This is a genomic window from Paenibacillus woosongensis, assembly GCF_009725165.1.
Taxonomy (GTDB): domain Bacteria; phylum Bacillota; class Bacilli; order Paenibacillales; family Paenibacillaceae; genus Fontibacillus; species Fontibacillus woosongensis.
In genome coordinates this window covers 214716-239320 of record NZ_WNZW01000006.1, presented here as the reverse complement: position 1 = coordinate 239320, position 24605 = coordinate 214716, and the positions used below count along the sequence as shown (strand labels likewise).

The following is a 24605-nucleotide window of genomic DNA, read 5'->3' as shown; positions in this document are numbered from 1 at the left end:
ACGGCAAAATATCTTTATTTTGCTATGTTAGTCCGCGATGTTACTTCGCCCCCTGGTCATCCCGCAGAGCTTCCAGCACCTTCTCCACATGTCCGGCTACCCGGATGCCGCGCCACTCCTTCTGCAGCCTGCCCTCCTCGTCAATCAGGAAAGTTGAACGAACAATTCCTTCATATTCCCTGCCGTACAATTTCTTCAGCTGCCATACGCCGAACATCCGGCTAACGCGGTGCTCCTCATCCGCGAGCAGCAGAAAGTTCAGGCCGTGCTTCGCCTTGAATTTATCATGCGACTTCACGGAATCCCCGCTGATACCGAGAACAACGGCTCCCTGCTCCAGCAGCGCTTCGCTTTGGTCGCGGAAATCGCAGGCCTGCCGCGTGCACGCCGGGGTCATATCTCTCGGATAAAAATATAGAACGACCTTGCGGCCGCGAAATTCGCTTAACGCAATCTCCTCTCCCCCGTCCGCGGGAAGACGGAAATCGGGAACCAGCTCTCCTACTTGAACTTGTACATCAATCATGCAGCATGAACTCCTTTCTGACTTCACAAATACGAAAATTGATTGTACCTACAAAAGAAATTATAATGGATGGGTATGCAATACATCCAATTTATGACGGTTCTCATCGTTATCCACCGAAAGGAACGAACAATATGACGAAACGCACGAAACGGGCGATCATCTGGTCCATTACCGGAATTCTGGTCGCCATCGCGGCTGTTGCGGCTTACTATTTTATCGCCATTTACAATCAAGTTGATAAATTCCAGAAGAAAGGCGAGGACTCGCCCTTCTACAACGTACAGCCGGTCGAGACCAAGAAGGAAGCCGAGCCGCCGAAATGGGAGGGCACCGAGCAGGTCAATATTCTGCTGATGGGTGTAGACGCCCGCGGACTGAAGAAGGGAGAGGTCCCCCGGTCCGACACGATGCTGGTCGCCTCCATCGATCCCGTGAAGAAGAAAGCCTACCTGTTCTCTATTATGCGTGATACCTATATTAAAATACCAGGCTACGGGTCGGACCGCATTAACGCCGCCATTACCCATGGGCCAAACAAAGCGATGGAGACGGTCTCTGAGCTGCTCGGCATACCGATTCAATATTACGTCTATACGGATTTCCAGGGCTTTATCGAGCTCGTGGATGCCATCGGGGGCGTGGACTTCTACGTCGAGAAGGATATGCGCTACACAAGCAAGGCCGACAATCATGAATACGATATCGATTTGAAAAAAGGCCAGCAGCACCTTGACGGCAATTCAGCCCTGCAGTATGTCCGATTCCGCCATGACGCTCTTTCCGACTATTCGCGGACAGAACGCCAGCGCAATTTCCTCAAAGCGGTAGCCGAGAAAATGATATCGACGACCTCGATTATGAAGCTTCCGTCAATTCTGGAAAAAGTGAATCCGTATATCGATACGAATTTGACGGTCAACGATATGTGGAAGCTGGCCACCGTTGCCTATGACAGCAAGATGGCAGGCAGCGAGCAAATTCCTCCGATGAAGCTGGTCGTAGAGAAAAACGTGGGCGGCTCCGAAGTGATTGGCATTCGAAGCGACGATGAATTGAAGCAATTCGTTCAGGATGTATTTAACGCGCCGGATGAACCTGAACAGGACACAGACAGCGATAACAGCCCGGCAGGAGCGGCGGGCACAGACAAGAGTACTAGTACTGGCGCAGGCACCGGAACTGGAACCAGCAGAAGCACGGACGCAGGTTCCGGATCTCCCCCTGCTGCGGATACGTTCCGGAATTGATCATTGATCCGCCAAACACCTACTTGAAAGGAAGATGTACCTCATGAACCGGATTCAATCCGAACGTTTATACGAAGAAGCTCTCCAGCATATCGTCGGCGGCGTCAACAGCCCCTCCCGCTCTTTCAAAGCGGTTGGGGGCGGGGCGCCCGTTTTTATGAATAAAGCGGCAGGCTCCCATTTCTGGGACGTAGACGGCAACCGCTATGTTGACTATCTTGGAGCATACGGCCCGATCATTACCGGCCATGCTCACCCGCATGTGACCCGCGCCATTCAGGAAGCAGCGGCTAACGGCACCTTGTACGGTACGCCAACCGAGCTGGAGATTACCCTAGCTAAAATGTTAAAGAGCGCAATCCCCTCCATGGACAAGGTCCGTTTTGTCAATTCCGGGACAGAGGCCGTCATGACGACCATCCGCGTAGCTCGTGCCTATACCAACCGCAATAAGATCATCAAGTTTGCCGGCTGCTATCATGGCCATTCCGACCTCGTGCTGGTAGCCGCAGGCTCCGGGCCTTCCACGCTCGGCATTCCCGACAGCGCCGGCATCCCGACCAGTATCGCCCATGAGGTGATTACTGTGCCGTTTAACGATGCTGGAGCGCTCCAGGCCGCCCTAGACAAATGGGGCGACGACGTAGCTGCGGTGATGGTCGAGCCGATCGTCGGCAATTTTGGCATGGTTATGCCGAAGGAAGGCTTCCTCGAGGATCTCTGCCGACTTGCCCGGCAATATGGCGCGCTCGTCATCTATGACGAGGTCATTACCGCTTTCCGCCTCCACTACGGCTCAGCCCAGACGTTTAACGGGCTGGCCAATCATGAGGCGATCCAGCCGGATTTGACCGCGCTCGGGAAAATCATTGGCGGCGGTCTGCCGATCGGCGCGTACGGCGGCAGCAAGGAAGTCATGGAGCAGGTCGCTCCGCTCGGCCCGGCATACCAGGCCGGAACGATGGCCGGCAACCCGGCTTCCATCTCGGCTGGAATCGCCTGCCTGGAAGTATTGCGGGAAGAAGGCGTCTATCCGGAGATGGAACGGTTGGCCGTCAAGCTGACAAACGGGCTGGCGGACTCGGCGAGCCGTTACGGCATTCCGCTGACGATTAACCGGATTGCCGCAGCATTCTCGACGCATTTCTGCGACCATCCGGTTACCAACTATGAGGAAGCGCAGGATACGGACAGCGATCTGTTCGCCGCCTTCTTCCGGGCTATGCTGAATCGGGGCGTCAATCTCGCGCCTTCCAAATACGAGGCCTGGTTCCTGACCACGGCCCATACAGACGAGGATATCGATTTTACGCTGGAAGCGGCAGAGGCTTCCTTCCGTGAGATCAGCGGCAAATAGATATTGCAAACACAGGAAGGGCGTCCCGTACGAACATGCGGGGCGCCCTTCTCTTGTTGAGGATGGCCGAAGCCGTAAGATTATAAATTGATAAATACCGTTTTGCTCTTCTCGGAATACTGCACATCGAGCCCCAGACCTTGGGCAAGCGCAGCTAAAGGAACGTAGGTTTTGGCTTCCTGGCCGATTTTATTCAGAAAAGCCGGGTTATGTGCAGCGACCAGCTCGCCATTCGCAATCACTTTGCTCGAACCGATTGGGATGACAACCGTCCGCCCGACGTACGTCACTGTAGCCGCGCTGCTTCGGCTGTCCCATCTCGCGGAAGCTCCGATCGCCTCCGTAATATCCTTGAGCGCCAGAAAGGTCTGATTATGAAGAAGCACTGGAGCATATGGTGTTTGCAGCTTCTCGCCCTTCACTACGATATGAAGCGGCACGCCCTCCTTCAATTTCCCGTTCTCCCGGTAGCTTCCCCATACCTCTTCGGCTACGGCTTTGGCAATCGCTTCATACCCTGCCTGGCTAGGATGAATATCTCCGCCTGGCAAAATATGCGTCAGCGCAATTTCCCGCCCCTTGAAAGCCTGTGCCACATGCGCTGCCTTCACAAGCTTGCCCTGGCTGGCAAATTCGCCGGCAATCCCTTCAACCGCCGCCGTAAACGTATCTGCAGCTTTTTCTAAATCGGCATACACCGAGCCGGCGATCCTTTTAGGTATAGGCTGGTATTGATCCATCAGGATAATTTGGGCCCGAGGATTGATTGCCGTCAAATCATCGAGGATCTGCCCTACGTTGAGCGTGTATGCAGCCAAAAGCTCCCGCCCTTTGGCTTCGATTTCAGCCGGGCTGTAGCTCGCAATATCCGTAAGCAAACTATACAGGTCATTACCGCCGATCGTAATGGTGATCAGATCCGCTTGCTCCAGCGCCGCCCGGGTATCGGCGATTCCCGCAGCAAAGGCGGCAATGCGCGGATCGGGCAAGCCGCGCTGAATTGCTTCGGGTTGTGTCGCCTCGCCGCTTTGAATAGCGGATATATAATTTTTAAGCCCGCTGCTGGTCAGGCCCAGAATCCCGTAATTATGAACCTTCGTCCGGCCATAATACAGTCCCTGCTCCCTTAGCCGTTCAACATAGCCGTAAGGGACGCTCTTCTCATCCATGCCTGGTTCATAGCCTGCACTGATCGAGTCGCCCAGCGCAACGATATGATAGGCTTTCTCCTCCATCTGAACCGCTATAGCCCGCTCAAGGGCCTGGTCTCCGGTCAAGGAACGCGATTCCACAGTCAGGAAGGTTACCGGAAAACAAAGCAGGGCCGCAAGCAATAGCAGGCTGGCTGCCGAACACCGTATCCCCATTTTTCTAACAAACAATGACTCTCCACTCCTCATCATGCGCAGCCCGACAGGTATAAGGCCGATTAGAGTCTATCCTATCAATAAGACGCTTCGGCGATAGTATGTGATTCTGCTAAAATAAAAGCCCCGAATTATTCAGGGCTTTTGATGTCACGCGCAGTCTTCTTCAAATACTCATCATACCGGCCATCGATTTCCTTAGCCATGCTGCGGTATTTCAGCGTTTCCTCCACAATCGGGTCAAGCTCTGTTTGAATGCGGATTTCGTACTTATGAGGCAGGCTCTTGCGCGTCTCCTCCTGCCGTTCCTCCTCCGTACGCTCCTCGGCATCGCCCAGCAATTCGCTAAGCTCTTTTTCCAATTTCTCGCGATCTTCGCTCATCCTGATACACTCCTTCATCCTAAAATGATTTAAGGAATTACAGAATAGAAAAAAATCCTCTTACTGCATGCCTGTTGCACCAGCGTCCTTCAGGGATTGCAGCAGCTCGCCGTGAATTTTGCCGTTCGTCGCCACCAGGTGACGCACGCCGAGATCATAAGGATGCCCTGACGTGTCTGTTACGATTCCTCCGGATTCCTTCACAAGGAGGGCGCCCGCTGCAACATCCCAGGCATTCAGCCCTACCTCATAATACCCGCTCAAGCGGCCTGCTGCCACATAAGCAAGATGCAGCGCAGCCGAGCCTCCCGCTCTAATGCTGCGCGTCTGCAGAGCTAGGGCGTTAATCCCTTTCATATTCGTCGGAAGCGCAAACTGACGGTCCGGATTGAAGCCTACGGCCACAACGCTGCCGGATAGCTCCGCATCCTCTGACACCCTCGTAGGATTACCATGAACGTAAGCGCCCTTGCCTTTCTCGGCTACAAATAGTTCGTCCCGCAGCGGGTCATAAATTACGCCAACGATAACTTCTCCGCGATGAGCCAACGCGATTGACACGCAAAAAAACGGAAAGCCGTGAACGAAATTCGTCGTGCCGTCCACCGGATCGACAATCCATAAATATTCCGAGGTTCTCGCTTTGGCCAGAGCCGCTTCAGAAGCTGCAGCACCCGGCGGTACGCCTTCCTCGCCCAAAATATCATGATCCGGGAAATGAGTAAGGATCAGCTTGCGAATCATCAGCTCCGCGCCTTTATCTACATCCGTCACCAAATCCTGTGGGGATAGCTTTGTATCTAGTTGTTTGTACATGCCAAGCCTGCTCTTAATCCATTCCCCCGCTTTGGATGCGGAGTTGATCGCCACAGCTGTCGGACTTTTACTGCCCACCACGTTGTCGATTGGTTCCAATAGATTTCACTCTACTTTCTATCTTAATCTTGTAAATCTCTTCTCGTTAAACTATACGCCTTGAACCTTTTAAAGTTGCATCCATCTACCCCGTCCCGGCCTGATTCGGGCGGCTTGACCCGCTTTCCCTTTCCTTATGGAAAAAGCCCGTAACCAAAGCGCTGCATCCGCTTCGGAAACGAACTTTCCCCATCAATCATTTTACTTATGCACCAACGATATTATAACCGCCGTCGACAAATATAACTTCTCCCGTGATGCCGCGGGAAAGATGGCTCATCAGGAACATTGCCGTGTCGCCCACTTCCGCAGTTTCAGTCGTTCTACGCAGCGGCGCCTTCTCCTCCACCTGCTTCAGGATCGAGTTGAAATCGCTGATGCCCTTGGCCGCGAGCGTACGGATCGGTCCTGCAGAGATTGCGTTCACGCGAATATTCTTCGGTCCGAGATCGTTTGCCAAATAACGAACAGATGCTTCCAATGCCGCCTTGGCAACGCCCATCACGTTGTAGTTGCGCATGACGCGCTCGGAGCCCATGTACGTCATCGTCATAATGCTGCCGCCCTCCGTCATCAGCGGAGCTAGGCGTTTCGATACGGCTACAAGCGAATATGCGCTAATGTCGTGCGCCAGTGCGAAGCCTTCGCGGGACGTATCCGCGAATTCGCCGGCGAGGTCTTCCGCCTTAGCAAAGGCTATGCTGTGCACAACGCCATGCAGTACGCCGATTTCGCTCTTCAATGTCTCCGCCAGGCGATCGATTTCTTCATCGACCGTCACGTTGCAAGGAAGAATGAGCGAATTCGGAATCGTCTCGGCCAGCTTGCGAACCCGGCCTTCCACCCGCTCGCTCTCATATGTAAATGCCAAACGCGCCCCTTGAGCGGCCAAGCTCTGAGCAATAGCCCAGGCAATACTGCGATCGTTAGCAACACCCATTACGATAATGTTTTTTCCTGCGAGTAAATCTCCCATATTAGAACATACCTCCAACTGAACACTGTATTTTAGTGCAGATTTTGTTTGGTTTATTTTAACTTATTTTTGTTCAACTTACCTTATTTTGCTGTCCTTTTCAAGCCAAAGCATGCCTTTAAGGCTGAATTCTCACGCTGGCCTCGCTCAGAAACTGCACGCCATCCCCTTCATATTTGCGCAAATCCTCCATGAGCGCGAACAGGGCTCCGTCCTTCAGCTTCGCTTCCAGCATAACGTCGACACGCTTGGTCGCCGGCGCGATGGCCCGAAGAAAATCCAGCAGCGGCTGAACGAGAACATGATCGGCATGACCTCTGGGGTCGCTCGCGCTTTTCGGGCTTGAGGCGTGGATTTTAGGCGGCAGCGGATCTGAACTCGGTGAATCCGCCTGGGCATGCGGCGATTGCCATGTTCGCTGTATACGAGGCCATAAATCCACGGGCTGCTCTCCTTCATTATTCACCCATTGATGATGAATATCGAGCACCATAGGAATGCCAAGCGCCTCGCACAGCTCCAGCGTCTCGAGGGCGTTGAACGTCTTGTCGTCATTCTCGAACGTCAGCCGGTTCTTGATGCTGTCCGGCAGCGCGGTGACATTCTCCCGGAACCGCTCGGCAGCCGACAGCTTGTCTCCGTAAGCGCCGCCGACATGGATATTGTTCTTCGCTCGTCCATCCAGCCCCATAGCCTCAAGCATCGCTACATGGTGGCGCAGATCGCGCAGCGAGCTGTGCAGCACCTCGGGACGCGGCGTGCTTAGTACCGTGAAATGATCCGGATGGAACGAGACGCGCATGCCGTGTTGTCTGACGAAATCCCCAACCTCCTGGAATTGATCTTTCAGCGCCGCATAAGGATTCCAGTCGGACAGGGCGTCATGTGTCGCCAAGGGGAGCAGCTTGGACGAGAAGCGATATACCTTGATATCGTTCGCTTCGTTATGCCGAAGGAGCCGCAGCGTGTTGTGCAGATTGTCCGCTCCGATCGACGCCAGACGGCGCACCGCTGCCTCCCGGTCGCTTAGACTGCTGAACGTCTTGTAAGTCATCGTCTTGGATGGAGATGCATTCTTAACGACCGTCGACATAGCTACATAACCGAAGCGGACAATCAAGCGTTCTCCACATCCCCGAAGAACATTTCATGCGCAAGCGCCGTCTGCACGGCCGCTTCCTGCTCTGTCAACTGACGCACCAGCTGAAGCTCGACAGAAGTAACTTCTTCCCCGTTAAAATTGATCTCGGATACGCAGGCCGTAATTTTCACGATGGCCACAGCTTTATTGTCCGGCGAATAAGCAATAACCTTCTGACCCGTCGGATAGACGCGCAGGCCTTCCTTCAGCATTTTTCCGCGCCCGTATTCCAGCAGTTCGTACAGCTCCTGCTCTTTTTTGAATTTGCATACTGAGTTGAATTCGGTTTGAAAGCCCATCATTGATCTTCCTTTCCATCTTCGTTCCCATTAATCCTAGCGAATCATGAGTTGAATGAATTACTGCAAACCGTTCTCAAAATTTAGATTTTGTCTGGCCTCATAGCGTTCTAAAGCGAGTTCAATCAGCCGATCGAGCAGCGCTTCATAAGAAACACCCGTTTCGCGCCACAGCAGCGGATACATGCTATACGGCGTGAATCCCGGCATCGTGTTCACTTCGTTAATCCAGACGGTTTGATCCGACTTCTTCACGAAGAAGTCCGCCCGGCACAGTCCGTTTCCTGATATTGCCTTAAATGCCCGTACCGCCAAATCGCGAATTTCTTCCGCAAGCTCCGTATCAAGCTCGGCCGGAATTAGCATTTGCGATTTGCCATCCAAATATTTGGCTTGGTAGTCATAGTATTCACTGGAAGAGACGATCTCCCCCGGAACGGATGCCAGCGGCTCGTCGTTGCCAAGCACGCCGACCTCGATTTCGCGGGCGTCCACGAATTCCTCTACGATAACCTTTATGTCGAAGCGCAGCGCGGTAGCAACGGACGCCAGCAATTCCTCGCGGGATTTTGCCTTGGATATGCCGACGCTGGAGCCTAGATTGGCCGGTTTTACGAAGCAGGGATAACCCAGCTTCTCTTCAATTCCCTGAACAATGGCATGGCTGCTCCGGCTCCATTCGGACGCCGTGAAGTAGCAGTACTCGCACTGCGCCAGCCCCGCTTCGGCGAACAGTTTCTTCATGGCGACTTTGTCCATCCCGGCTGCCGAAGCCAGCACTCCCGCGCCGACATACGGCAGATCCGCCATTTCGAACAAGCCCTGGATCGTGCCATCTTCGCCGTACGTGCCATGCAGCAGCGGAAATGCGACGTCAATCGCCCCTGTGCCGACAGAAAGCTTCTCGAACAGCATATTGATCGCCGCGGACGTATTTTGCGCTCCGCTCTCCAGCCTAAGTTCTTCCAAAGCGGCAAACGGGCCGGACAGCTTGTTTCCAACCCGCCATTCCCCGCGCTTCGTAATATAAAAAGGAAGCAGCTCGTATTTGTCATAGTTGAACGCCTGTGAAACCGCGAGGGCCGTTTGCAGCGATACTTCGTGCTCTCCCGATTTACCGCCGTAAATAAGTCCAACGGTGAGTTTGTCTTGTCCCATGAGTAACCTCTTTCTTTGATCGTCGTAATAATTATCATGCAGCATGAATTTCCATATAGCCCAGCTTCAACTCATCAAAAATGATCCACAATCCGAAAAAAGCGATACACGGTATTCTCGCTCCAAGCGTATGAATTCCGGTAATCCCAATATCGGTGCTTGCTCGGAGTAGTATGGGCGTTCACCAGCGGCATTCCGCCGGCATCAAATGCGGTCACGATCGTGCTATGCTGATAGCTTCCGTCACCGTCCCAATCATAGATGATGACATCTCCCAATTGGAGCTGCTCCGGGTTATCTGCGGCTTCGGCTCGAAGCCCAGAATTACTGTGGGCCAATAGGCGCTCAAGAGCGTTAGCGACAGACCAGCTGTAGCTCCAAGCCTCCCGTCCCTTGATATACCCTTTATACCACCAGCCCGATTCTCTTTTTCCAGTATAGTTTATTGGAGCCCCTCCTGCAAAGAGACACTGGGATATATAATTGGTGCAATCCACTTCAAATTCGGCAAATTCGGGATTAAATCCATCCCACCAGCGATCAGCGTAAAGTACCGCATCCTCGCGCCGATAAGGCATGCTGCGCGAGGTTCGCGGGCCGAGCACTTGCGCATTAAGGTAAGGACCCGGCAGCTTGCCTAAGGCTCCCCCTTCCCCGCCGCCTCTATCCAGGGGCAGCTTGAACGGAGCATGACGCTCGTCTACAGGCTGTTCGATTCGCGTTATAATCCAGCCTCCGCCTTCCCGCTCCAGCGTCAGCCGCTGCCGGTCGATGACCTCCTCTTGATGGCGGGCTCCCCCTTTTTCATAATATGTCCTGCGGGCCATTTGGAGCTCAACCTCGATCTCGCCGGCCCGATTCTCGATTTCCCGCAGCAGCTTGGCGCGGGTTTCACAGCGAAGCGGGGTTGCCCGCCGTTCCTTATACCATTCCTGAAGCCGGCGTTTGCGTTCACCGCGGCGCATTAAATATTCCAAATCAGCCACAACGGCCTCGGCCTCAGCAGCCTTGGGGCGATAATCCACTTCGTCCTGATTATGCTGATTCACATATAGGGATAACGTTCTTCTCCATTCATCGCTCACTTTGAAATCCCCTCCTCATCATTCCCATTTATATGAAAGAACAGGATTGAGTATGTGCTGGAAAAATTACGCCGGGCAAGCGTGCAATGCCGCAAAAGAACAGGCCGTTTGCCAGCAAAAAGTACTTTACTCGCAACAAGGAGAACGCTATACTTAATGTAGTGATAATTTTGAAATAGCGTTTCATCTAGTGAAACAAGGAGGTACATTCATGTCAACGAAGGATTTTTTCTCTGTTTCCCGCACCTTGGAAGCCGGCGGGAAGAAATACCGTTACTTTGATCTGCAACTGTTGGAAGAGAAAGGACTAGGCCCTGTTTCCAAGCTGCCATTCTCTATTAAGGTACTTCTGGAAGCAGCCGTTCGGCAATTTGACGGCAGAGCCATCACCGAGGAGCATGTGAAGCAAATCGCCGGCTGGAGCCAAGGCCGCGATGAGAATAAAGAGATTCCGTTTATTCCGGCCCGCATCGTTCTTCAAGACTTCACGGGCGTTCCCGTCGTTGTTGACCTTGCTGCGATGCGCGACACTGTAAAAAAAGCTGGCGGCGATCCGAAGCAAATCAATCCGCTTGTCCCGGTTGATCTCGTTATTGACCACTCTGTCATGGTCGACGCATTTGGTACGCCAGAAGCGCTGGAATACAATATGAAGGTCGAATTCGAGCGCAATGAGGAGCGCTACCGCTTCCTGCGCTGGGCGCAAACTGCCTTCAATAACTTCCGCGCCGTTCCGCCAGCTACGGGTATCGTTCACCAAGTCAACCTGGAGTATTTGGCATCTGTAGCCGCTACTAAAACTATTGACGGCGAAACTGTCGTATTCCCGGATTCCCTCGTTGGAACAGACTCCCATACGACGATGATTAACGGTCTTGGTGTAGTGGGCTGGGGCGTCGGCGGCATCGAGGCTGAAGCAGGCATGCTCGGGCAACCGCTCTATTTCGTTGCACCTGAGGTGATCGGCTTCAAGCTTGTCGGCAGCCTGACGGAAGGCGCTACGGCGACCGACCTCGCCCTTACCGTAACGCAAATGCTGCGTAAAAAAGGCGTTGTCGGCAAATTCGTCGAGTTCTACGGCCCGGGTCTTGCTAACATCAGCCTTGCCGACCGTGCAACAGTTGCCAACATGGCGCCTGAGTACGGTGCAACGATCGGCTACTTCCCGGTAGACGACGAGACGCTGGCATATCTGCGCAGCACAGGCCGTTCCGAAGAGCAGATTGCTCTCGTTGAAGCTTACTACAAAGCACAAGGCATGTTCCGTACAAGCAGCACCGCAGATCCTGAGTTTACGGATCTGATCGAGCTGGATCTTGCTTCTGTCGTACCTAGCCTTGCAGGACCTAAGCGTCCGCAGGACCGCATCGAGCTGACGGATATGAAGGAGAACTTCAACGACATCATCCGGACTCCGATCGATAAGGGCGGTTACGGGCTCAGCGATGAGAAGATCAACCAGAAGGTAACTATTAAGCATCCTGACGGCAGCACAAGCGAGCTCGGAACAGGTGCGGTCGTTATCGCTGCAATCACGAGCTGCACGAACACTTCCAACCCAAGCGTGATGATCGGCGCCGGATTGCTCGCTAAGAAGGCGGTCGAGCGCGGTCTTACAAAACCGGGCTATGTGAAGAGCAGCTTGACGCCAGGTTCCCTTGTCGTTTCAGAATATTTGGAGAAAGCCGGACTCATGGAGTCTTTTGAAGCTCTTGGCTTCCACGTTGCCGGTTATGGCTGCGCAACTTGTATCGGCAACTCCGGTCCGCTTCCGGATGAGGTCAGCGCAGCAATCGCCGACAACGACCTTACCGTAGCTGCTGTTCTGTCCGGTAACCGGAACTTCGAGGGCCGCGTGCATGCCCAGGTTAAAGCAAACTACCTGGCTTCTCCGCCGCTTGTCGTCGCTTACGCGCTGGCTGGAACGGTAAATATCGATCTGCAGAACGATCCGATCGGCTACGACCAGAACGATCAACCGGTTTATCTGAAAGACATCTGGCCGACTTCCGCGGAGATCAAAGAAGCAATCGGTCTCTCCGTGAAGCCGGAAATGTTCCGCAGCAAATACGAGAACGTATTTACTCAGAACGAGCGCTGGAATGCGATTCCGGTTCCAGAAGGCGAATTGTACGAGTGGGACGAGAAGTCCACTTACATCCAGAACCCGCCGTTCTTCGAGAAAATCGGCGAAGGGCTTCAGGACATCGCCGACGTTCGCGGAGCACGCGTACTCGCCCTGCTCGGGGATTCGGTCACTACCGACCATATCTCGCCAGCCGGTAACATTTCGCCAACAAGCCCGGCGGGCATCTACTTGAACGATCACGGCGTTGCCCGCAAGGACTTCAACTCCTACGGCTCCCGCCGCGGTAACCACGAAGTCATGATGCGCGGTACGTTTGCCAACATCCGCATCCGCAACCAGGTTGCTCCTGGCACGGAAGGCGGCGTAACGAAATACCTGCCTACGGATGAGCTGATGTCCATCTACGACGCTTCGATGAATTATCAAGCCAATGGACAGAACCTCGTCGTCATCGCCGGTAAAGAATACGGTACGGGAAGCTCCCGCGACTGGGCGGCCAAAGGAACTTATCTGCTTGGCGTTAAAGCGGTCATCGCCGAAAGCTTCGAGCGGATTCACCGCAGCAACCTGGTCGGCATGGGCGTTCTTCCGCTCCAGTTCCAAGAGGGACATGGCTGGAAGACGCTAGGCATTGACGGCACCGAGACGTTCGATATCCTCGGACTGAGCAATGACGTCAAGCCTGGCCAAGAGCTGACCGTTGTAGCAACCCGCCAAGACGGCACGCAGTTCGAATTTACGGTCATCGCCCGCCTCGACAGCATGGTTGATGTCGACTACTACCATAACGGCGGCATTCTGCAAACCGTTCTGCGCCAGATGATTCAAGCTGGCAAGTAATTATATATAACCTGTTCATAAGGAATGTCCTGCCCGATTTCGGGTGGGGCATTCTTTTTTTGCGCCAAATTAGGGATCATCGGTATCGGCTATAGGAAGTATATGGGACATTGGCAATTCGCCTAAGGGGAGTACAGGTGCGGGTGCGATACGGGAAAGACTCAAGGCCGACTGTGGACTTGGCAAGCTCCGTTCGGCTGTCATAGACAGGCTGAAGGCCCGTTTGGAGCTGATGAAGGACTGGCACGGCCAGATGGAAGGTTAAGGCCTATTCGCCGGAATTAGTTGGTTCGGCTTGGTTGGTTTGGTTGGTTTGGTTGGTTTGGTTGGTTTGGTTGGTTTGGTTGGTTTGGTTGGTTTGGTTGGTTCGGCTTGTTTGCCTTGGTTGGATTTTCCAGTGGTTCAGTTGGCTCGGTGAGTGTTGATAGGCTCGTCAGTTCGGTAACATTGGCAAGGTCGGCAGATTCAGGACAAAGCAGCACGCGAACGGACCCTGAATCCGTTATTTGGCCAATATCGGTCCAAAATGAAGACTTACGGACTGAGGTGCACCTATTTGCCTAAAACGCCCACTAATCAAGCCGTAAATTGCTAAATAGGGTCTTCTGTGTCCGTAACTTAGGGATTTACTCGAAATATGTGCATATAACGTCCTCTGTGTCCGTTAGGACTATCCGGCACGTCGGAGATCCGATACCCTCGGTAATCCGATATGCTCGGTGATCCGGGTACCTGATCGGTTGACCAGCTTCATGAGACTCCAGGCACCGAAGCGCAGGGGGCTGTAAGCGACACATCAATGATCCGGCATGCCAGGGGATTCGCTATCGTGCTCACTAGTTGTACGACATTCGAGCAGTAGTGCCACTACAGTTTATGAGAACGCCAGAATATTGAAAAACCACATCCAATCGACCGTCTATTTTTCTAAAACTATTGTGTATATTCGTTTTAACTGTTATATTAAATGTATAACAGTTATCAGATGGAGGTGCCATTTTGATTATAGAGCTGGATATGCAGTCGGATGTTCCTATTTACACACAGCTGGTCAATCAAATTATCGAAGGGATTGCCAGCGGACGATTGAAGCTCGGAGAGCCGCTCCCCTCGGTTCGGAGCTTGGCCTCGGATATTGGCATCAATCTTCATACCGTAAACAAGGCGTACACCCTGCTGAAGCAGGACGGATACATTCAGGTGCATCGGCAGCGCGGGGTCGTCGTTGATCCGGATGGCATGCCTGCGGTCACGGAGGAATTCATGGCCAAGCAGCGCAGCCAACTGAAGCCGATCGTCGCAGAAGCGATATGCCGGGGAATGGATAAACAGCAGTTAATGGATTTGGTAGAGCGAATCCATCAGGAAATCACTGAAACCGACAACGAAAAGGAGAATGCATAATGCCTATTTTATTTACGCTTATGCTTGTATTAATGTTTATTCCCATCGTAGCCTCTCTTGCTTTCATGCCCTATCTGACACGTGAGACGGTGAGCTTCGGCATTTCGGTCAGCGAGGAAACCTTCCGCAGCGAGCAGCTTCGCCGGATGCGCAAGCAATATGCGACAATCAGCCTGGTTATTTATATTCCGCTGCTTTTTGCCGGACTTTATGCTTCCATGCAAAGCAATACGGCGCTGCAAGGAACCCTGCTCGGCGTGGTCATCAGTTTAATCGCAGTGATATCGATCGCGCTTAATATACTCTTTCATTTCAAAATGAAGAAAATCAAGGCTTCCCTCCCCGCAGCGGCTAAAGGAAAAACGGTGCTTGCCGTCGATACCTCCTTCCACCGCCAGAAGCTGGTTCTATCGAATAAATGGTTCTTTATCCATGTAGGCCTGACATTGGCCAGCACGGCTGCTGCGCTCTTCAATTACGATCGATTCCCTGAGCAGATTGCCCTAAAATTCGATATGCAGGGCAACGTGATCAACAGTGCGGCCAAATCTTATACTACTGTGTTATTTCCTAACATCATGCAATTGTTAATTATCGCCATCTTTATCTTTGTGAATTGGAGTATTCTGCGGAGCAAGCAGCAGCTTAGCGCCGGAGATCCGGAGCGTTCGGTCCGGCAAAATGCGGTCTTCCGCCGCCGCTGGTCGATGTTCACCGTGTTGTCCGGCCTAGCTATGGTCAGCCTGTTCTCATTCATCCAGCTGAATATGATATACCAGCTTGAGAGCAGCATCATGATGCTTGTCAGCCTGCTCATCCCAATCTTTGTCGTGTTGTTCGCTGTCGCTCTCTCCTTTACAACGGGACAGGGAGGCAGCCGGGTCGCACGCTCAGAGACCGGATCTCCGGTACAGCCGGTCAACGACGATGCTCAATGGAAGCTTGGCTTTATTTACTATAATCCGAACGACCCCTCGTTTTTCGTGGAAAAAAGATTCGGCATCGGCTGGACGCTCAACTTCGCCCACCCCATGGTCTGGCTCATACTTTTAGGCATCATCATCGTCATCGCCCTTCCTGCCTTCCTTGGCCAGTAGGTGATACCGCGTGAAGCAGTAGATGATCGGCACAGGAGGCGCAAGCCGCTACAGACACGCTAGAATATCGTGAAGCTATGATCTCGCTGTTTCAGGCCACTGACTTCTCGTAAAATATCACAAAAAAAAGGAGAGGCCATAAGGCCTCTCCTTTCTTTCACACTATCTATCGCTGACCCATTGCACCGGATAACGGCAACAATTTCGACGCACGCATCAATAACATCCATGATCTACAGGATGTTAGGCATGAATCATCATTCCCATATCCCGCGCCGCTTCGATCAGCACAGGGCCAAATTCGATCAGCGTGTCCGGCGACAGCCGACTGACCGGACCCGAGACGGATAAGGCTGCCGCCACCTTGCCGTTTCGATCGAAGATCGGCGCCGACACCGCTGCAGCTCCGGGCTCCCGCTCCTCGTAGCTCGTCGCAAAACCAAGCTGGCGAATCTCCTGAAGCTGAGCCACGTATTGGCCTTTATCCACGGCTGCGGGCCAATCAGGGCTGTCCAGCACGGCTTGCAGCACCGATTCATCGGCGTAGGCGACCAACACCTTGCTGGACGCCCCGACGTAGAGCGGCAGTCTCGCACCGACCGCTGCGACCCTGCGGATCGCTTGGTTGCTCTGAACAGCCTGGATTCTCAGCCGGTCCGTACCATCCCGCAAATACAGGCTGACCGTCTCTCCAAGCCGGTCGCGAAGCTGTTCCATTTGCGGAAGCAGTAGAACGGCTGGATCATCACTATGCGATAAATGCGCGGACAGCTCCCATATTTTTAGGCCAAGCCGATATTTTTCCGTAGCATTGTCCCGAATGACGAATCCCTTCTCCTCCAACGTTGTCATCAGCCGGTGAACCGTACTTTTATGCAGACCGATGCTGCTGGCGATTTCCGTTAAGCTAAACTCATTGCCCTTCGTAAAGCACATTAATATATCAAGCGCCCGCTCTACCGCGCGCACGGTTAGTTTACGGTCTTCCATACGACCTCACCTCTCCATAAGTTTCACTACGTGAAACGTGGTTACATAAATTATATGTAATCCATTCCCGCTCGTCAATGCACCGAGTCATGCTTTATCAGGCTATTATTGACTTTACCGAACCTGTTGCCTTACGATTATTCTATATGATTCGTCCACATTCGACAGAAACTGCGAAGTCACTCTAGTCTTTGATCTCGGAGCCATACCGAGCATATATTGTATGAATACGACTAGGAGGGGAAGAACATGAGTCCATCAACCCGGAGTGATCTTCCCTTAAATACAGGGTTAAAGACGGACACTCCAACACCATCGATCGATGTACTGACTGCACGTCACGTCAGCCTCAAACATATTCTAGTGGCACTGTTATTATCCGCGTTATTTTTTCTGCTGTTCTGTTTTATTGTGCTGCATGGCTATATTGCCTGGGTATTGTCCAACCCGAATGTGGCTCCGCTCTATTCCAATCCAAAGCTATCCAAGAACCTGGCTTATGAGGATGTTCTCTTCCAGGCAGCCGACGGCAGCCGCATGATGCAGGGCTGGTACATTCCTGCAGAGAATTCCCGCAAAACTATCGTCTTCAGCCATGGTTACGGGGCTAATCGTGAGGAGCCCTGGGTTCCCATGTATGATCTTGCGCATTATGCCCATCGGCTGAACTACAACGTCCTGATGTTTGACTACGGGTTTGCCTCCCAGAAGAGCAAAGAGGTCGCCACCGGCGGCAAAAAAGAAGCCGAGCAATTGCTTGGGGCCATCAACCTGGCCAAACAGCGAGGCGCTGATGAAATCGTCGTATGGGGATTTTCGATGGGCGCAGGTACGGCTCTGCAAGCCGCATTGACGAGCAAGGACATCGACGGAATGATTCTCGATAGTACCTTCCTGCTGGAGCCGGATACGATGTATCATAATATCCGTCAGCATATTGACCTGCCGCGGCGTCCCTCGCTGGAAATCATCGGCATGCTGCTCCCGGTGCTCAACGGCACTAGCATGCGCCAGATTCCGTATACGGAGGTCAAATCAATGGATTACCCCTTCCCGACTCTGTTCATTCACGGAACCGAAGACGAGAAGGCGCCTTATCCAATAGCTGAAAAACTGGCCGAAAATCAAACCAACGAGGCATCTGAGGTATGGATTGTCGAAGGCTCCCATCATGAAATGATTTTTCGGGAGCACCCCAAAGATTATTTACGCAAAGTGTCCTCATTCCTTAGCCGGATAGAATCCGCCAAGTAACTTAAACCGACCAGGCTCGTATAACCAACAAGCATAAGCCAAGCCTTCATTCACATAAACTGTTAATGGCGATTAAACGTGAAGGAGGCTAACCCGATGCTATTGGTTTACGGGCCTTATTTGCCTGTCCGCATCCTTGAGGAAATCCGCTTCTGGAAGCAGCAGGAAAGCGAGCATACGGACGTAATCAAAGCGATCGTTCCCGGACTGGAGCCGGGCTACGTCCAGTTATTGAATGATTGGAAAATAGTACTGGAAGAAACAACGCACGTGGCCAATCAATTGCTCAAGTACGCACTGTCCTCCCCAGAGGCCGCTTGCGATCCGAAATTGGTCCAGCAGACGGAACGTTTATTGGATACAGCGTTCCGGCAGTCCCGGGAATTCATAAGACAGCTTTATTACATTTTGGAATACAGCGCTGCGGTCAAATCCGTTCCGTTAGCAAAAACGGTGCTGCTCCACATTATCCGCGAATCCGAATACTTCCTGGGAGTGCTCGAGACACTAAATTCTCCTGGGGCTATAAAGCGGAATATGGAAGAGCTGCCCGCCATAACCGACCTGCAAGAGACTTCCGCTTTACCATACCAGCCGTTTAGTGTCGAAGAACCGTTCTCGAATGATTCGGCCGCTTCCTCATCAGACGAATTCGATTCCACAGTCCAGAACAGTGTATTTCTCAGCCCCGTCCCTGACCAACCCCGCAAATCCGGCGACGGTCCGGTACCGATCGGCGGACATACTCTCCCTCCCCTGCCCTACGCCTACAACGCTTTAGAGCCGCATATCGATGAGAAAACCGTACGAATCCATCACGACATTCATCATAAGAGCTACGTCGATAATTTGAACAAGGCCGAGAAGAAGCTTCAAGAAGCCCGTAAGTCGGGCAACTTCGACCTAGTCAAGCACTGGGAACGGGAGCTGGCCTTTAACGGGGCAGGCCATTATCTCCATACCATTTACTGGGATACGATGAACCCTCAAGGAGGCGGTAAGCCCGAGGGCGACCTGGCCGAGCAAATCCGCAGGGATTTCGGCAACTATGACGCCTTCAAAAATCAGTTCACCAATGCCGCCGATAAAGTAGAAGGCGGTGGCTGGGCCATTCTCGTTTGGAGTCCGCGTGCTCACCGGCTGGAAATTCTGATGGCCGAGAAGCATCAGAATTTATCACAATGGGATGTGGTTCCCCTGCTGCCGATTGACGTCTGGGAGCATTCCTATTACCTGAAGCACCAGAATGAACGGGCCAAATATATCGCAGACTGGTGGCAGGTCGTCTACTGGCCGGAGGTCGCCGAACGTTTCGAAAAGGCGAGGAAGCTGAAGTGGCAGCCGTTCTAAGTGGATATTCAATAACAAAATGGCTGCCTCTCGGAATCTCTCCGAAAAGCAGCCATTCATTCTTATTAAACTTTATTGCACAATGTTTACAGCAAACCCGACTTCCTCACGCTTGCCAGGAAATCATGGAACTCCGGAATATTAAGCTGCTGCGCCGCATCGGAGAGCGCTGTTGCCGGATCGGGATGTACCTCCACCATGACACCGTCTGCACCGGCAGCTAGAGCCGCTCTGGCACAAGGGGCCAGGATGTCTTTGCGCCCTGTGGAGTGCGTCACATCCACCAGCACCGGAAGATGCGTTTCTTGCTTCAGTATCGGCACCGCCGAGATGTCCAAGGTGTTCCTCGTAGCCTTCTCATACGTCCGTATGCCGCGTTCAATCAGCATGACCTGCGTATTACCGCGGGAAACGATGTATTCCGCAGCGTGTACGAATTCATCGATCGTAGCCGCGAGACCACGCTTCAGCAGCACTGGCGTCCGAACGTTGCCTGCCGCTTTTAGCAGCTCAAAGTTCTGCATGTTCCGCGCACCAATCTGAATGACGTCAATGTATTCGCACGCAAGCTCAATATGCGCTGGGTCCACGATTTCGCTAATCGTCTTCAGCCCGAACTCGGACGCCACGTCCTTCAGAATTTTCAGGCCATCGATGCCCAAGCCCTGAAAATCGTAGGGCGATGTTCTCGGTTTAAACGCACCGCCGCGCATGACCGTCATCCCCGCTTGCTTCAAGGCCGCTGCAACCTGGCGCACTTGTTCATAGCTTTCAACCGAGCATGGCCCTGCAATCATTACCGGTGTGCCGCCGCCAATCACCGTGCTGCCCAGCTGAACCAGCGTATCTTCCTGCTTCTTCTTCCGGCTGACGAGCAGATGCTTCTTATGATCGACCTGCTGCAGCTTTAACGATGCCTGAAAAATCTGTTTAAATAAATGACGTACCGTTTCATTATCGAAAGGACCTTCGTTATGCTCCACCAGAGCATCCAGCATTTTTTTCTCGCGTACCGGATCAAAAGCAGGAACGCCCTGTTTTTGCTTCTCCTGACCGATCTCCTGGGCGATCCGCGCCCGCTCCGACAACAGTTCCAGAAGCTGCAGATTCACGGAATCCAGCTCTGATCTTAATTGTTCCAAACGTTGACTCATTTACATTCTCCTCTCCCCATTTTCCAGTGTATAAAACAAAAAGACCCCCGCCCGGAAAGGGACGAGGAGTCGTGGTACCACCCTTATTAGATATGCCGAAATAAGCAGGCACATCTCACTTGAACCTCTTAACGCAAGGGTTACGGGTAAACCTACTCTCTGCACGAAGCATGCAGATTATCAGCCTACCAGCTCCGGAATGAACTTCAGCGGAGAACCTTCGCCCGGGCGCTCTCAGTCGGTGGCAGCCCTTTCCTGTCAGGAACGTTCTTTCGCTTACTCTTTCCATCATCGCTTGTTTGAACATATTGTGTTGATGAATTTAGAAGCATTGTATTACACCCCGGAACAAAATTGCAAGGCTTTTATTTAAAGCTTAGGTGCTTTGATGCAGTGAAGATTTAATTCATGGTGCTTCATGAACAGAAGCAGCCTTCCCTTTCTCGCCTCGATTCAGCGGATTTCCCCAATAAGTGAACAGGCGCCAAACATATTCGAGAGGTCCGATCGGAAGCCAATTGAACCAGACCCGGCTAAATACCGCTTGCAGAGCAAAAATGCCGACAGCAATTAACATTTGCAAGACTGGCTCGATCTTTCCATACCATCCCAGACCGTAGCTGTAAAAGATCAATCCGCAAAGGACCGATTGAAGCAGATAGTTTGTGAAGGCCATTTTCCCAGGGTAGGAAAACCAATGGAGTACCTTTTTCCAGAGTTTGTGTTGATATAAAAGTGCAAATGTTCCGATATAGGCCAGAGCTAAGAGCGGCGCCCCTACGAACAATGCTGCCGCCTCGCCCCAGAACGGAAGCCCTTTCTTCGTCAGTGATATAACGAGCTGAAGCACAAGACCTACGCTTCCGCCAATGAGAACCAGTCGGAGTATTCCCTTCCGGTTCTCCTGAATCTTATGCAAGAATCGGCGTTTGCAGAAGTAGGCGCCCATCAAGAACATGCCTAGTATTTGCGGGTAAAAGAGCAGCATATTAAAGATGGAGCCAATAAAATCATTCACCCGCTGAATGGTCATCTGGGCAACGGTCCCCTCACCGTAAATGGCGGCATCCCGTTCTTGGTAATAGACCCCTATCTGACGGGCATCCGCTTGGCTCATCGGCTCAAGCGCTTGGCCTGCAGTGCTGCTCAACAGACTGGCGCCCGTCACGAGAACGGGAACGATCAACAGCAGGATCAGAGACCAAATCAGCAGCGTTCTCGGCTTGCAGCGCTGAAATAGCATGAGGAGAAAGCCCAGAAGCGCATAATGTGTCAGTATGTCTCCATACCAGATGAAGATTCCATGGAGCAAACCGAACAATAATAAAGCCGTCAATCTTCGAATATAAATACGGTTGAAACTTCTTCCTTTAGCCTGACTGCTCTCCTGCAGCATTGCCATCCCAAAACCAAACAAAAAAGAAAAAATGAGTACAAATTTGCCGTCAATGACAATCCCGCGCAGCAGCATAGCCACCTCATTATACCAGCCAGACCATAAATCAACCCCATATGAAATCGTCTGAAGCGATGTTGTGAAAAAGGTGATGTTGACCAGAATGATTCCTAATAGAGCAAATCCCCTTAAGCTGTCTAACAGCTCTATTCTTGATTGTGATTTCATTGCCATCCTCGTGCCTCCTTCTCATTATGCCTTCAGGTTAAGGTACAATCATAAAGAAAGGATAAAGAATTACATATTGGACTAATTCGACTTTCTTTATTTATTCTTTAGAATTGACGTGTACAATAACAAGATGGAACTTTTTATAGCTAGTTCTTGGAGGGTGTAATCACATATGGCAAACGAAACGATCCTATTGGTGGATGATGAAGAAGAAATCATTGCTTTTATACAAGATGCGCTTGAACATGAAGGCTATCGCGTGCTTACGGCCGGTAACGGGCGGGATGCCTTAATCCAGAGCCAACAGCAGCCCTCGCTGATCATCCTCGATGTGATGATGCCCGAGATGAACGGCATTGAAGTATGCGAGCGGCTTAGGGAAACGACGCAATGTCCCATTGTGTTTCTAAGTGCCTGTCAGAGTGAAGTGGACCGTATTCGGGGGCTGGCCGCAGGCGGGGATGATTATCTGCTTAAACCCTTCAGCCTCGCTGAATTAAAGGCCAGAATCCATGCCCATCTGCGGAGAGAGCAGAGAATCCATATGCAAAAAGAACAAGGCGTCCTTCGATTCCCGTCCCTGACGATCAATTGCAAGGGACATACCGTGAACTGCAATGGACACAACATCGCCCTTACGAATAAGGAGTATCGGATCGTTGAATTGTTGGCCATGCATCAGGGGCAGGTTTTTGCTCGAGAGCAAATCTATGAGAAGTTATGGGGATTTAACGCAGAGGGTGACGATTCCACGATCACGGAGCATATCAAGAAAATCCGGGCTAAGCTGGCTGCCTACGCACAAGACCGTACCTATATTCAAACCGTCTGGGGCATCGGCTACAAGTGGGACCCCAAATGAGCAAGCAACGTTCCATAAAAAATACGTTTGCCCGACACTTCGCCTCCATTCTAGCCTGCAGCTTGCTGGCTACACTGATAACCTGGGGATTACTCGTGCTGCTGCTTAGCTACTTGTTCAACCATGACAATCTGTTCCCGGCGAATCATTACGAAGCGCAAATTCCCGTCATTTCAGAGTACGCAAAAACCCAAGGTGATTCTATCATGAACACGCAGGGACAAGCCGGGCTGGAAAAGGTGATCCCCTCACAGGGCATAAACTTCCTCGTTGTGTCGCCTGCGGGTGAAAGCTTATACGGGGATCTTGAAATTACAGAATCACTTAACCGGCAGAAGCTCCTGGCACGCTTGAACCAGACGCACAGCAGCCTCAACCAACTTGTTAAATATGTGCCGGTTATGTCCCGGAATGGAGAATTCATAGGCGTTCTTCTGCTGGGTTATCACCTCAAAGTGACGGCAGCCAATCCAGCGCTTAACCCTATCGTAACCTTTGGATTCCTGACTTTTTTCCTATCGCCATTTCTATATATCATCTTGTTCACCTTCATATTCGGAAGGCGGTTCAGCCGGATGATCAACGCTCCATTACAGCAGCTTCTGCAAGGAGCAGAAATGATTACAGCGCAAAATTTACGCTTTTCCATGACCGGGACTTCACCCATAACGGAAGTAAACCGTTTGACGAATGCTTTTGAAGACATGCGGCAGGAGCTGGAGCATTCCATTGAGCGGGAATGGAGAATGGAAAAAGAAAGAAGCACCATGTTTGCAGCGCTCGCCCACGATCTGCGTACGCCTCTTACGATTATTCAAGGGCATGTCGAGGGTATGGAACAGCTGGAGGGAGAAGCTTATGCGGACAAAAGAGCGCAATATCTGCAGGTTATCCGGCGCAACACCATCCGTGCTTCAAAACTCCTGCAGGATATGAACACCATTGCGGAGCTTGAGAAAATGTCGTTTCGGCTCCAGCCGCTTCCCGTGGATATTGAAGAATTTGCGGATCATAAAACCGTGGAATATGCGGCCTTATGTAAGGATAAGAATATAACTTTCGATACTGAGATTAACGATTACCGAACGGTCAACAATCCTGTCATCTTCGATCCGTATCGCATCATTCAGGTCCTCGATAACCTCGTGTCGAACAGCATCCGGTATACGCCTGAAGCCGGACGGATTCAATGGCGCATCGAAATTACCGGGCAGCAGGTGATGATGTCTATCACGGATAATGGAGCAGGGTTTGCACAGCCGCAGGATCTGCAACAGGCATTCAAGCAGTTTTATCAGGGGAGTCATTCATCCTCCAGGCAAAAAGGACACTCGGGGCTTGGGTTATATATCGCCAAGCTTCTGATTCAGCATCATGGGGGACAGATTTGCGCCGAGAACAATCCAGCTTGCGGGGCGACGGTACGCTTTACCATCCCGCTTCAGGACACATAAGCTATCCAAACTAAATGAAGAAGGCAT

General features: G+C 52.1%; 21 protein-coding genes. 9 read left to right on the top strand and 12 right to left on the bottom strand.

Annotated elements, in window-relative coordinates; genetic code table 11:
• Window positions 1-40 precede the first annotated feature (40 nt).
• Window positions 41-526 (bottom strand): thioredoxin-dependent thiol peroxidase, encoded by a 486-nt coding sequence (gene bcp / locus GNP95_RS16425; protein WP_155611933.1) that lies wholly within the window; start codon window positions 524-526, stop codon window positions 41-43.
• 134 nt (window positions 527-660) lie between these two features.
• On the opposite strand from bcp, the gene GNP95_RS16420 reads away from it, so the two are divergent.
• Together GNP95_RS16420 and GNP95_RS16415 are read left to right on the top strand one after the other, a co-directional pair.
• Window positions 661-1776 (top strand): LCP family protein, encoded by a 1116-nt coding sequence (locus GNP95_RS16420; RefSeq protein ID WP_155611932.1) that lies wholly within the window; start codon window positions 661-663, stop codon window positions 1774-1776.
• A 43-nt stretch (window positions 1777-1819) separates the two neighbouring features.
• Window positions 1820-3133, top strand: a complete 1314-nt coding sequence (locus tag GNP95_RS16415; protein WP_155611931.1) for a glutamate-1-semialdehyde 2,1-aminomutase — start codon at window positions 1820-1822, stop codon at window positions 3131-3133.
• Window positions 3134-3213: 80 nt separating this feature from the next.
• Here the strand turns inward: GNP95_RS16415 and GNP95_RS16410 are convergent, their stop codons facing one another.
• From GNP95_RS16410 to GNP95_RS16375, 8 genes are all read right to left on the bottom strand, one after another.
• The gene (locus tag GNP95_RS16410) at window positions 3214-4500 is read right to left on the bottom strand and encodes a stalk domain-containing protein (RefSeq protein WP_155611930.1); all 1287 of its coding nucleotides are present in this window, start codon (window positions 4498-4500) and stop codon (window positions 3214-3216) included.
• Window positions 4501-4631: 131 nt separating this feature from the next.
• Window positions 4632-4883: a hypothetical protein gene (locus tag GNP95_RS16405; RefSeq protein WP_155611929.1), complete on the bottom strand. Its 252-nt coding sequence runs from the start codon at window positions 4881-4883 to the stop codon at window positions 4632-4634.
• Between the two features lie 60 nt (window positions 4884-4943).
• Window positions 4944-5798, bottom strand: coding sequence for an inositol monophosphatase family protein (locus GNP95_RS16400; protein ID WP_155611928.1), 855 nt, complete (start codon window positions 5796-5798; stop codon window positions 4944-4946).
• A gap of 205 nt (window positions 5799-6003) precedes the next feature.
• On the bottom strand, window positions 6004-6774 hold the full coding sequence (gene fabI / locus GNP95_RS16395; RefSeq protein WP_155611927.1) for an enoyl-ACP reductase FabI: 771 nt from the start codon (window positions 6772-6774) through the stop codon (window positions 6004-6006).
• Between the two features lie 118 nt (window positions 6775-6892).
• The gene (gene uvsE / locus GNP95_RS16390; protein ID WP_155611926.1) at window positions 6893-7894 is read right to left on the bottom strand and encodes a UV DNA damage repair endonuclease UvsE; all 1002 of its coding nucleotides are present in this window, start codon (window positions 7892-7894) and stop codon (window positions 6893-6895) included.
• Entirely contained in the window at window positions 7891-8214 is a 324-nt protein-coding gene (locus GNP95_RS16385) for a hypothetical protein (protein ID WP_055106514.1), read from the bottom strand. The genes uvsE and GNP95_RS16385 overlap by 4 nt, the downstream gene beginning before the upstream one ends.
• Before the next feature lie 60 nt (window positions 8215-8274).
• Entirely contained in the window at window positions 8275-9372 is a 1098-nt protein-coding gene (locus tag GNP95_RS16380) for a D-alanine--D-alanine ligase (RefSeq protein WP_155611925.1), read from the bottom strand.
• A 74-nt stretch (window positions 9373-9446) separates the two neighbouring features.
• Complete coding sequence (locus tag GNP95_RS16375) at window positions 9447-10457, bottom strand: amidase domain-containing protein (RefSeq protein WP_330163476.1); 1011 nt, start codon at window positions 10455-10457, stop codon at window positions 9447-9449.
• Window positions 10458-10668: 211 nt separating this feature from the next.
• Between GNP95_RS16375 and acnA the strand changes: the two genes are divergently transcribed.
• The 3 genes from acnA (at window position 10669) to GNP95_RS16360 (ending at window position 15887) form a co-directional block, all read left to right on the top strand.
• Window positions 10669-13386 carry an aconitate hydratase AcnA gene (gene acnA / locus GNP95_RS16370; RefSeq protein ID WP_155611924.1) on the top strand — a complete coding sequence of 906 codons (2718 nt, stop codon included), beginning with the start codon at window positions 10669-10671 and terminating at the stop codon, window positions 13384-13386.
• Window positions 13387-14385: 999 nt separating this feature from the next.
• Window positions 14386-14790 (top strand): GntR family transcriptional regulator, encoded by a 405-nt coding sequence (locus tag GNP95_RS16365; protein ID WP_155611923.1) that lies wholly within the window; start codon window positions 14386-14388, stop codon window positions 14788-14790.
• Window positions 14790-15887 carry a DUF1648 domain-containing protein gene (locus GNP95_RS16360; protein WP_155611922.1) on the top strand — a complete coding sequence of 366 codons (1098 nt, stop codon included), beginning with the start codon at window positions 14790-14792 and terminating at the stop codon, window positions 15885-15887. Before GNP95_RS16365 ends, GNP95_RS16360 begins: the two co-directional genes overlap by 1 nt.
• Window positions 15888-16130: 243 nt before the next feature.
• Here GNP95_RS16360 and GNP95_RS16355 read toward each other — a convergent pair whose 3' ends face one another.
• Entirely contained in the window at window positions 16131-16877 is a 747-nt protein-coding gene (locus GNP95_RS16355; protein ID WP_155611921.1) for an IclR family transcriptional regulator, read from the bottom strand.
• Window positions 16878-17126: 249 nt separating this feature from the next.
• On the opposite strand from GNP95_RS16355, the gene GNP95_RS16350 reads away from it, so the two are divergent.
• Together GNP95_RS16350 and GNP95_RS16345 are read left to right on the top strand one after the other, a co-directional pair.
• Window positions 17127-18131, top strand: a complete 1005-nt coding sequence (locus tag GNP95_RS16350) for an alpha/beta hydrolase (RefSeq protein WP_155611920.1) — start codon at window positions 17127-17129, stop codon at window positions 18129-18131.
• 96 nt (window positions 18132-18227) lie between these two features.
• The gene (locus GNP95_RS16345) at window positions 18228-19481 is read left to right on the top strand and encodes a Fe-Mn family superoxide dismutase (protein ID WP_155611919.1); all 1254 of its coding nucleotides are present in this window, start codon (window positions 18228-18230) and stop codon (window positions 19479-19481) included.
• Window positions 19482-19567: 86 nt separating this feature from the next.
• On the opposite strand, the gene GNP95_RS16340 is transcribed toward GNP95_RS16345, so the two are convergent.
• Complete coding sequence (locus tag GNP95_RS16340; RefSeq protein WP_155611918.1) at window positions 19568-20635, bottom strand: bifunctional 3-deoxy-7-phosphoheptulonate synthase/chorismate mutase; 1068 nt, start codon at window positions 20633-20635, stop codon at window positions 19568-19570.
• Window positions 20636-21041: 406 nt separating this feature from the next.
• Window positions 21042-22265, bottom strand: coding sequence for a DUF418 domain-containing protein (locus tag GNP95_RS16335; RefSeq protein WP_155611917.1), 1224 nt, complete (start codon window positions 22263-22265; stop codon window positions 21042-21044).
• Window positions 22266-22434: 169 nt separating this feature from the next.
• Here GNP95_RS16335 and GNP95_RS16330 point away from each other — a divergent pair, with 169 nt between their 5' ends.
• Entirely contained in the window at window positions 22435-23124 is a 690-nt protein-coding gene (locus tag GNP95_RS16330) for a response regulator transcription factor (protein WP_155611916.1), read from the top strand.
• Complete coding sequence (locus GNP95_RS16325; RefSeq protein ID WP_155611915.1) at window positions 23121-24578, top strand: sensor histidine kinase; 1458 nt, start codon at window positions 23121-23123, stop codon at window positions 24576-24578. The genes GNP95_RS16330 and GNP95_RS16325 overlap by 4 nt, the downstream gene beginning before the upstream one ends.
• Window positions 24579-24605: the final 27 nt, after the last annotated feature.

Excerpts from the sequence above, each read along its gene's own strand:
- GNP95_RS16335 (WP_155611917.1), bottom strand. The coding sequence starts at position 22,265 with ATGGCAATGAAATCACAATCAAGAATAGAGCTGTTAGACAGCTTAAGG.
- fabI (WP_155611927.1), bottom strand. The coding sequence starts at position 6,774 with ATGGGAGATTTACTCGCAGGAAAAAACATTATCGTAATGGGTGTTGCT.
- GNP95_RS16420 (WP_155611932.1), top strand. The coding sequence starts at position 661 with ATGACGAAACGCACGAAACGGGCGATCATCTGGTCCATTACCGGAATT.
- GNP95_RS16355 (WP_155611921.1), bottom strand. The coding sequence starts at position 16,877 with ATGGAAGACCGTAAACTAACCGTGCGCGCGGTAGAGCGGGCGCTTGAT.
- GNP95_RS16380 (WP_155611925.1), bottom strand. The coding sequence starts at position 9,372 with ATGGGACAAGACAAACTCACCGTTGGACTTATTTACGGCGGTAAATCG.
- GNP95_RS16325 (WP_155611915.1), top strand. The coding sequence starts at position 23,121 with ATGAGCAAGCAACGTTCCATAAAAAATACGTTTGCCCGACACTTCGCC.
- GNP95_RS16385 (WP_055106514.1), bottom strand. The coding sequence starts at position 8,214 with ATGGGCTTTCAAACCGAATTCAACTCAGTATGCAAATTCAAAAAAGAG.
- GNP95_RS16360 (WP_155611922.1), top strand. The coding sequence starts at position 14,790 with ATGCCTATTTTATTTACGCTTATGCTTGTATTAATGTTTATTCCCATC.
- GNP95_RS16350 (WP_155611920.1), top strand. The coding sequence starts at position 17,127 with ATGAGTCCATCAACCCGGAGTGATCTTCCCTTAAATACAGGGTTAAAG.
- GNP95_RS16330 (WP_155611916.1), top strand. The coding sequence starts at position 22,435 with ATGGCAAACGAAACGATCCTATTGGTGGATGATGAAGAAGAAATCATT.
- bcp (WP_155611933.1), bottom strand. The coding sequence starts at position 526 with ATGATTGATGTACAAGTTCAAGTAGGAGAGCTGGTTCCCGATTTCCGT.
- GNP95_RS16345 (WP_155611919.1), top strand. The coding sequence starts at position 18,228 with ATGCTATTGGTTTACGGGCCTTATTTGCCTGTCCGCATCCTTGAGGAA.
- GNP95_RS16410 (WP_155611930.1), bottom strand. The coding sequence starts at position 4,500 with ATGGGGATACGGTGTTCGGCAGCCAGCCTGCTATTGCTTGCGGCCCTG.
- acnA (WP_155611924.1), top strand. The coding sequence starts at position 10,669 with ATGTCAACGAAGGATTTTTTCTCTGTTTCCCGCACCTTGGAAGCCGGC.
- GNP95_RS16415 (WP_155611931.1), top strand. The coding sequence starts at position 1,820 with ATGAACCGGATTCAATCCGAACGTTTATACGAAGAAGCTCTCCAGCAT.
- GNP95_RS16405 (WP_155611929.1), bottom strand. The coding sequence starts at position 4,883 with ATGAGCGAAGATCGCGAGAAATTGGAAAAAGAGCTTAGCGAATTGCTG.
- GNP95_RS16340 (WP_155611918.1), bottom strand. The coding sequence starts at position 20,635 with ATGAGTCAACGTTTGGAACAATTAAGATCAGAGCTGGATTCCGTGAAT.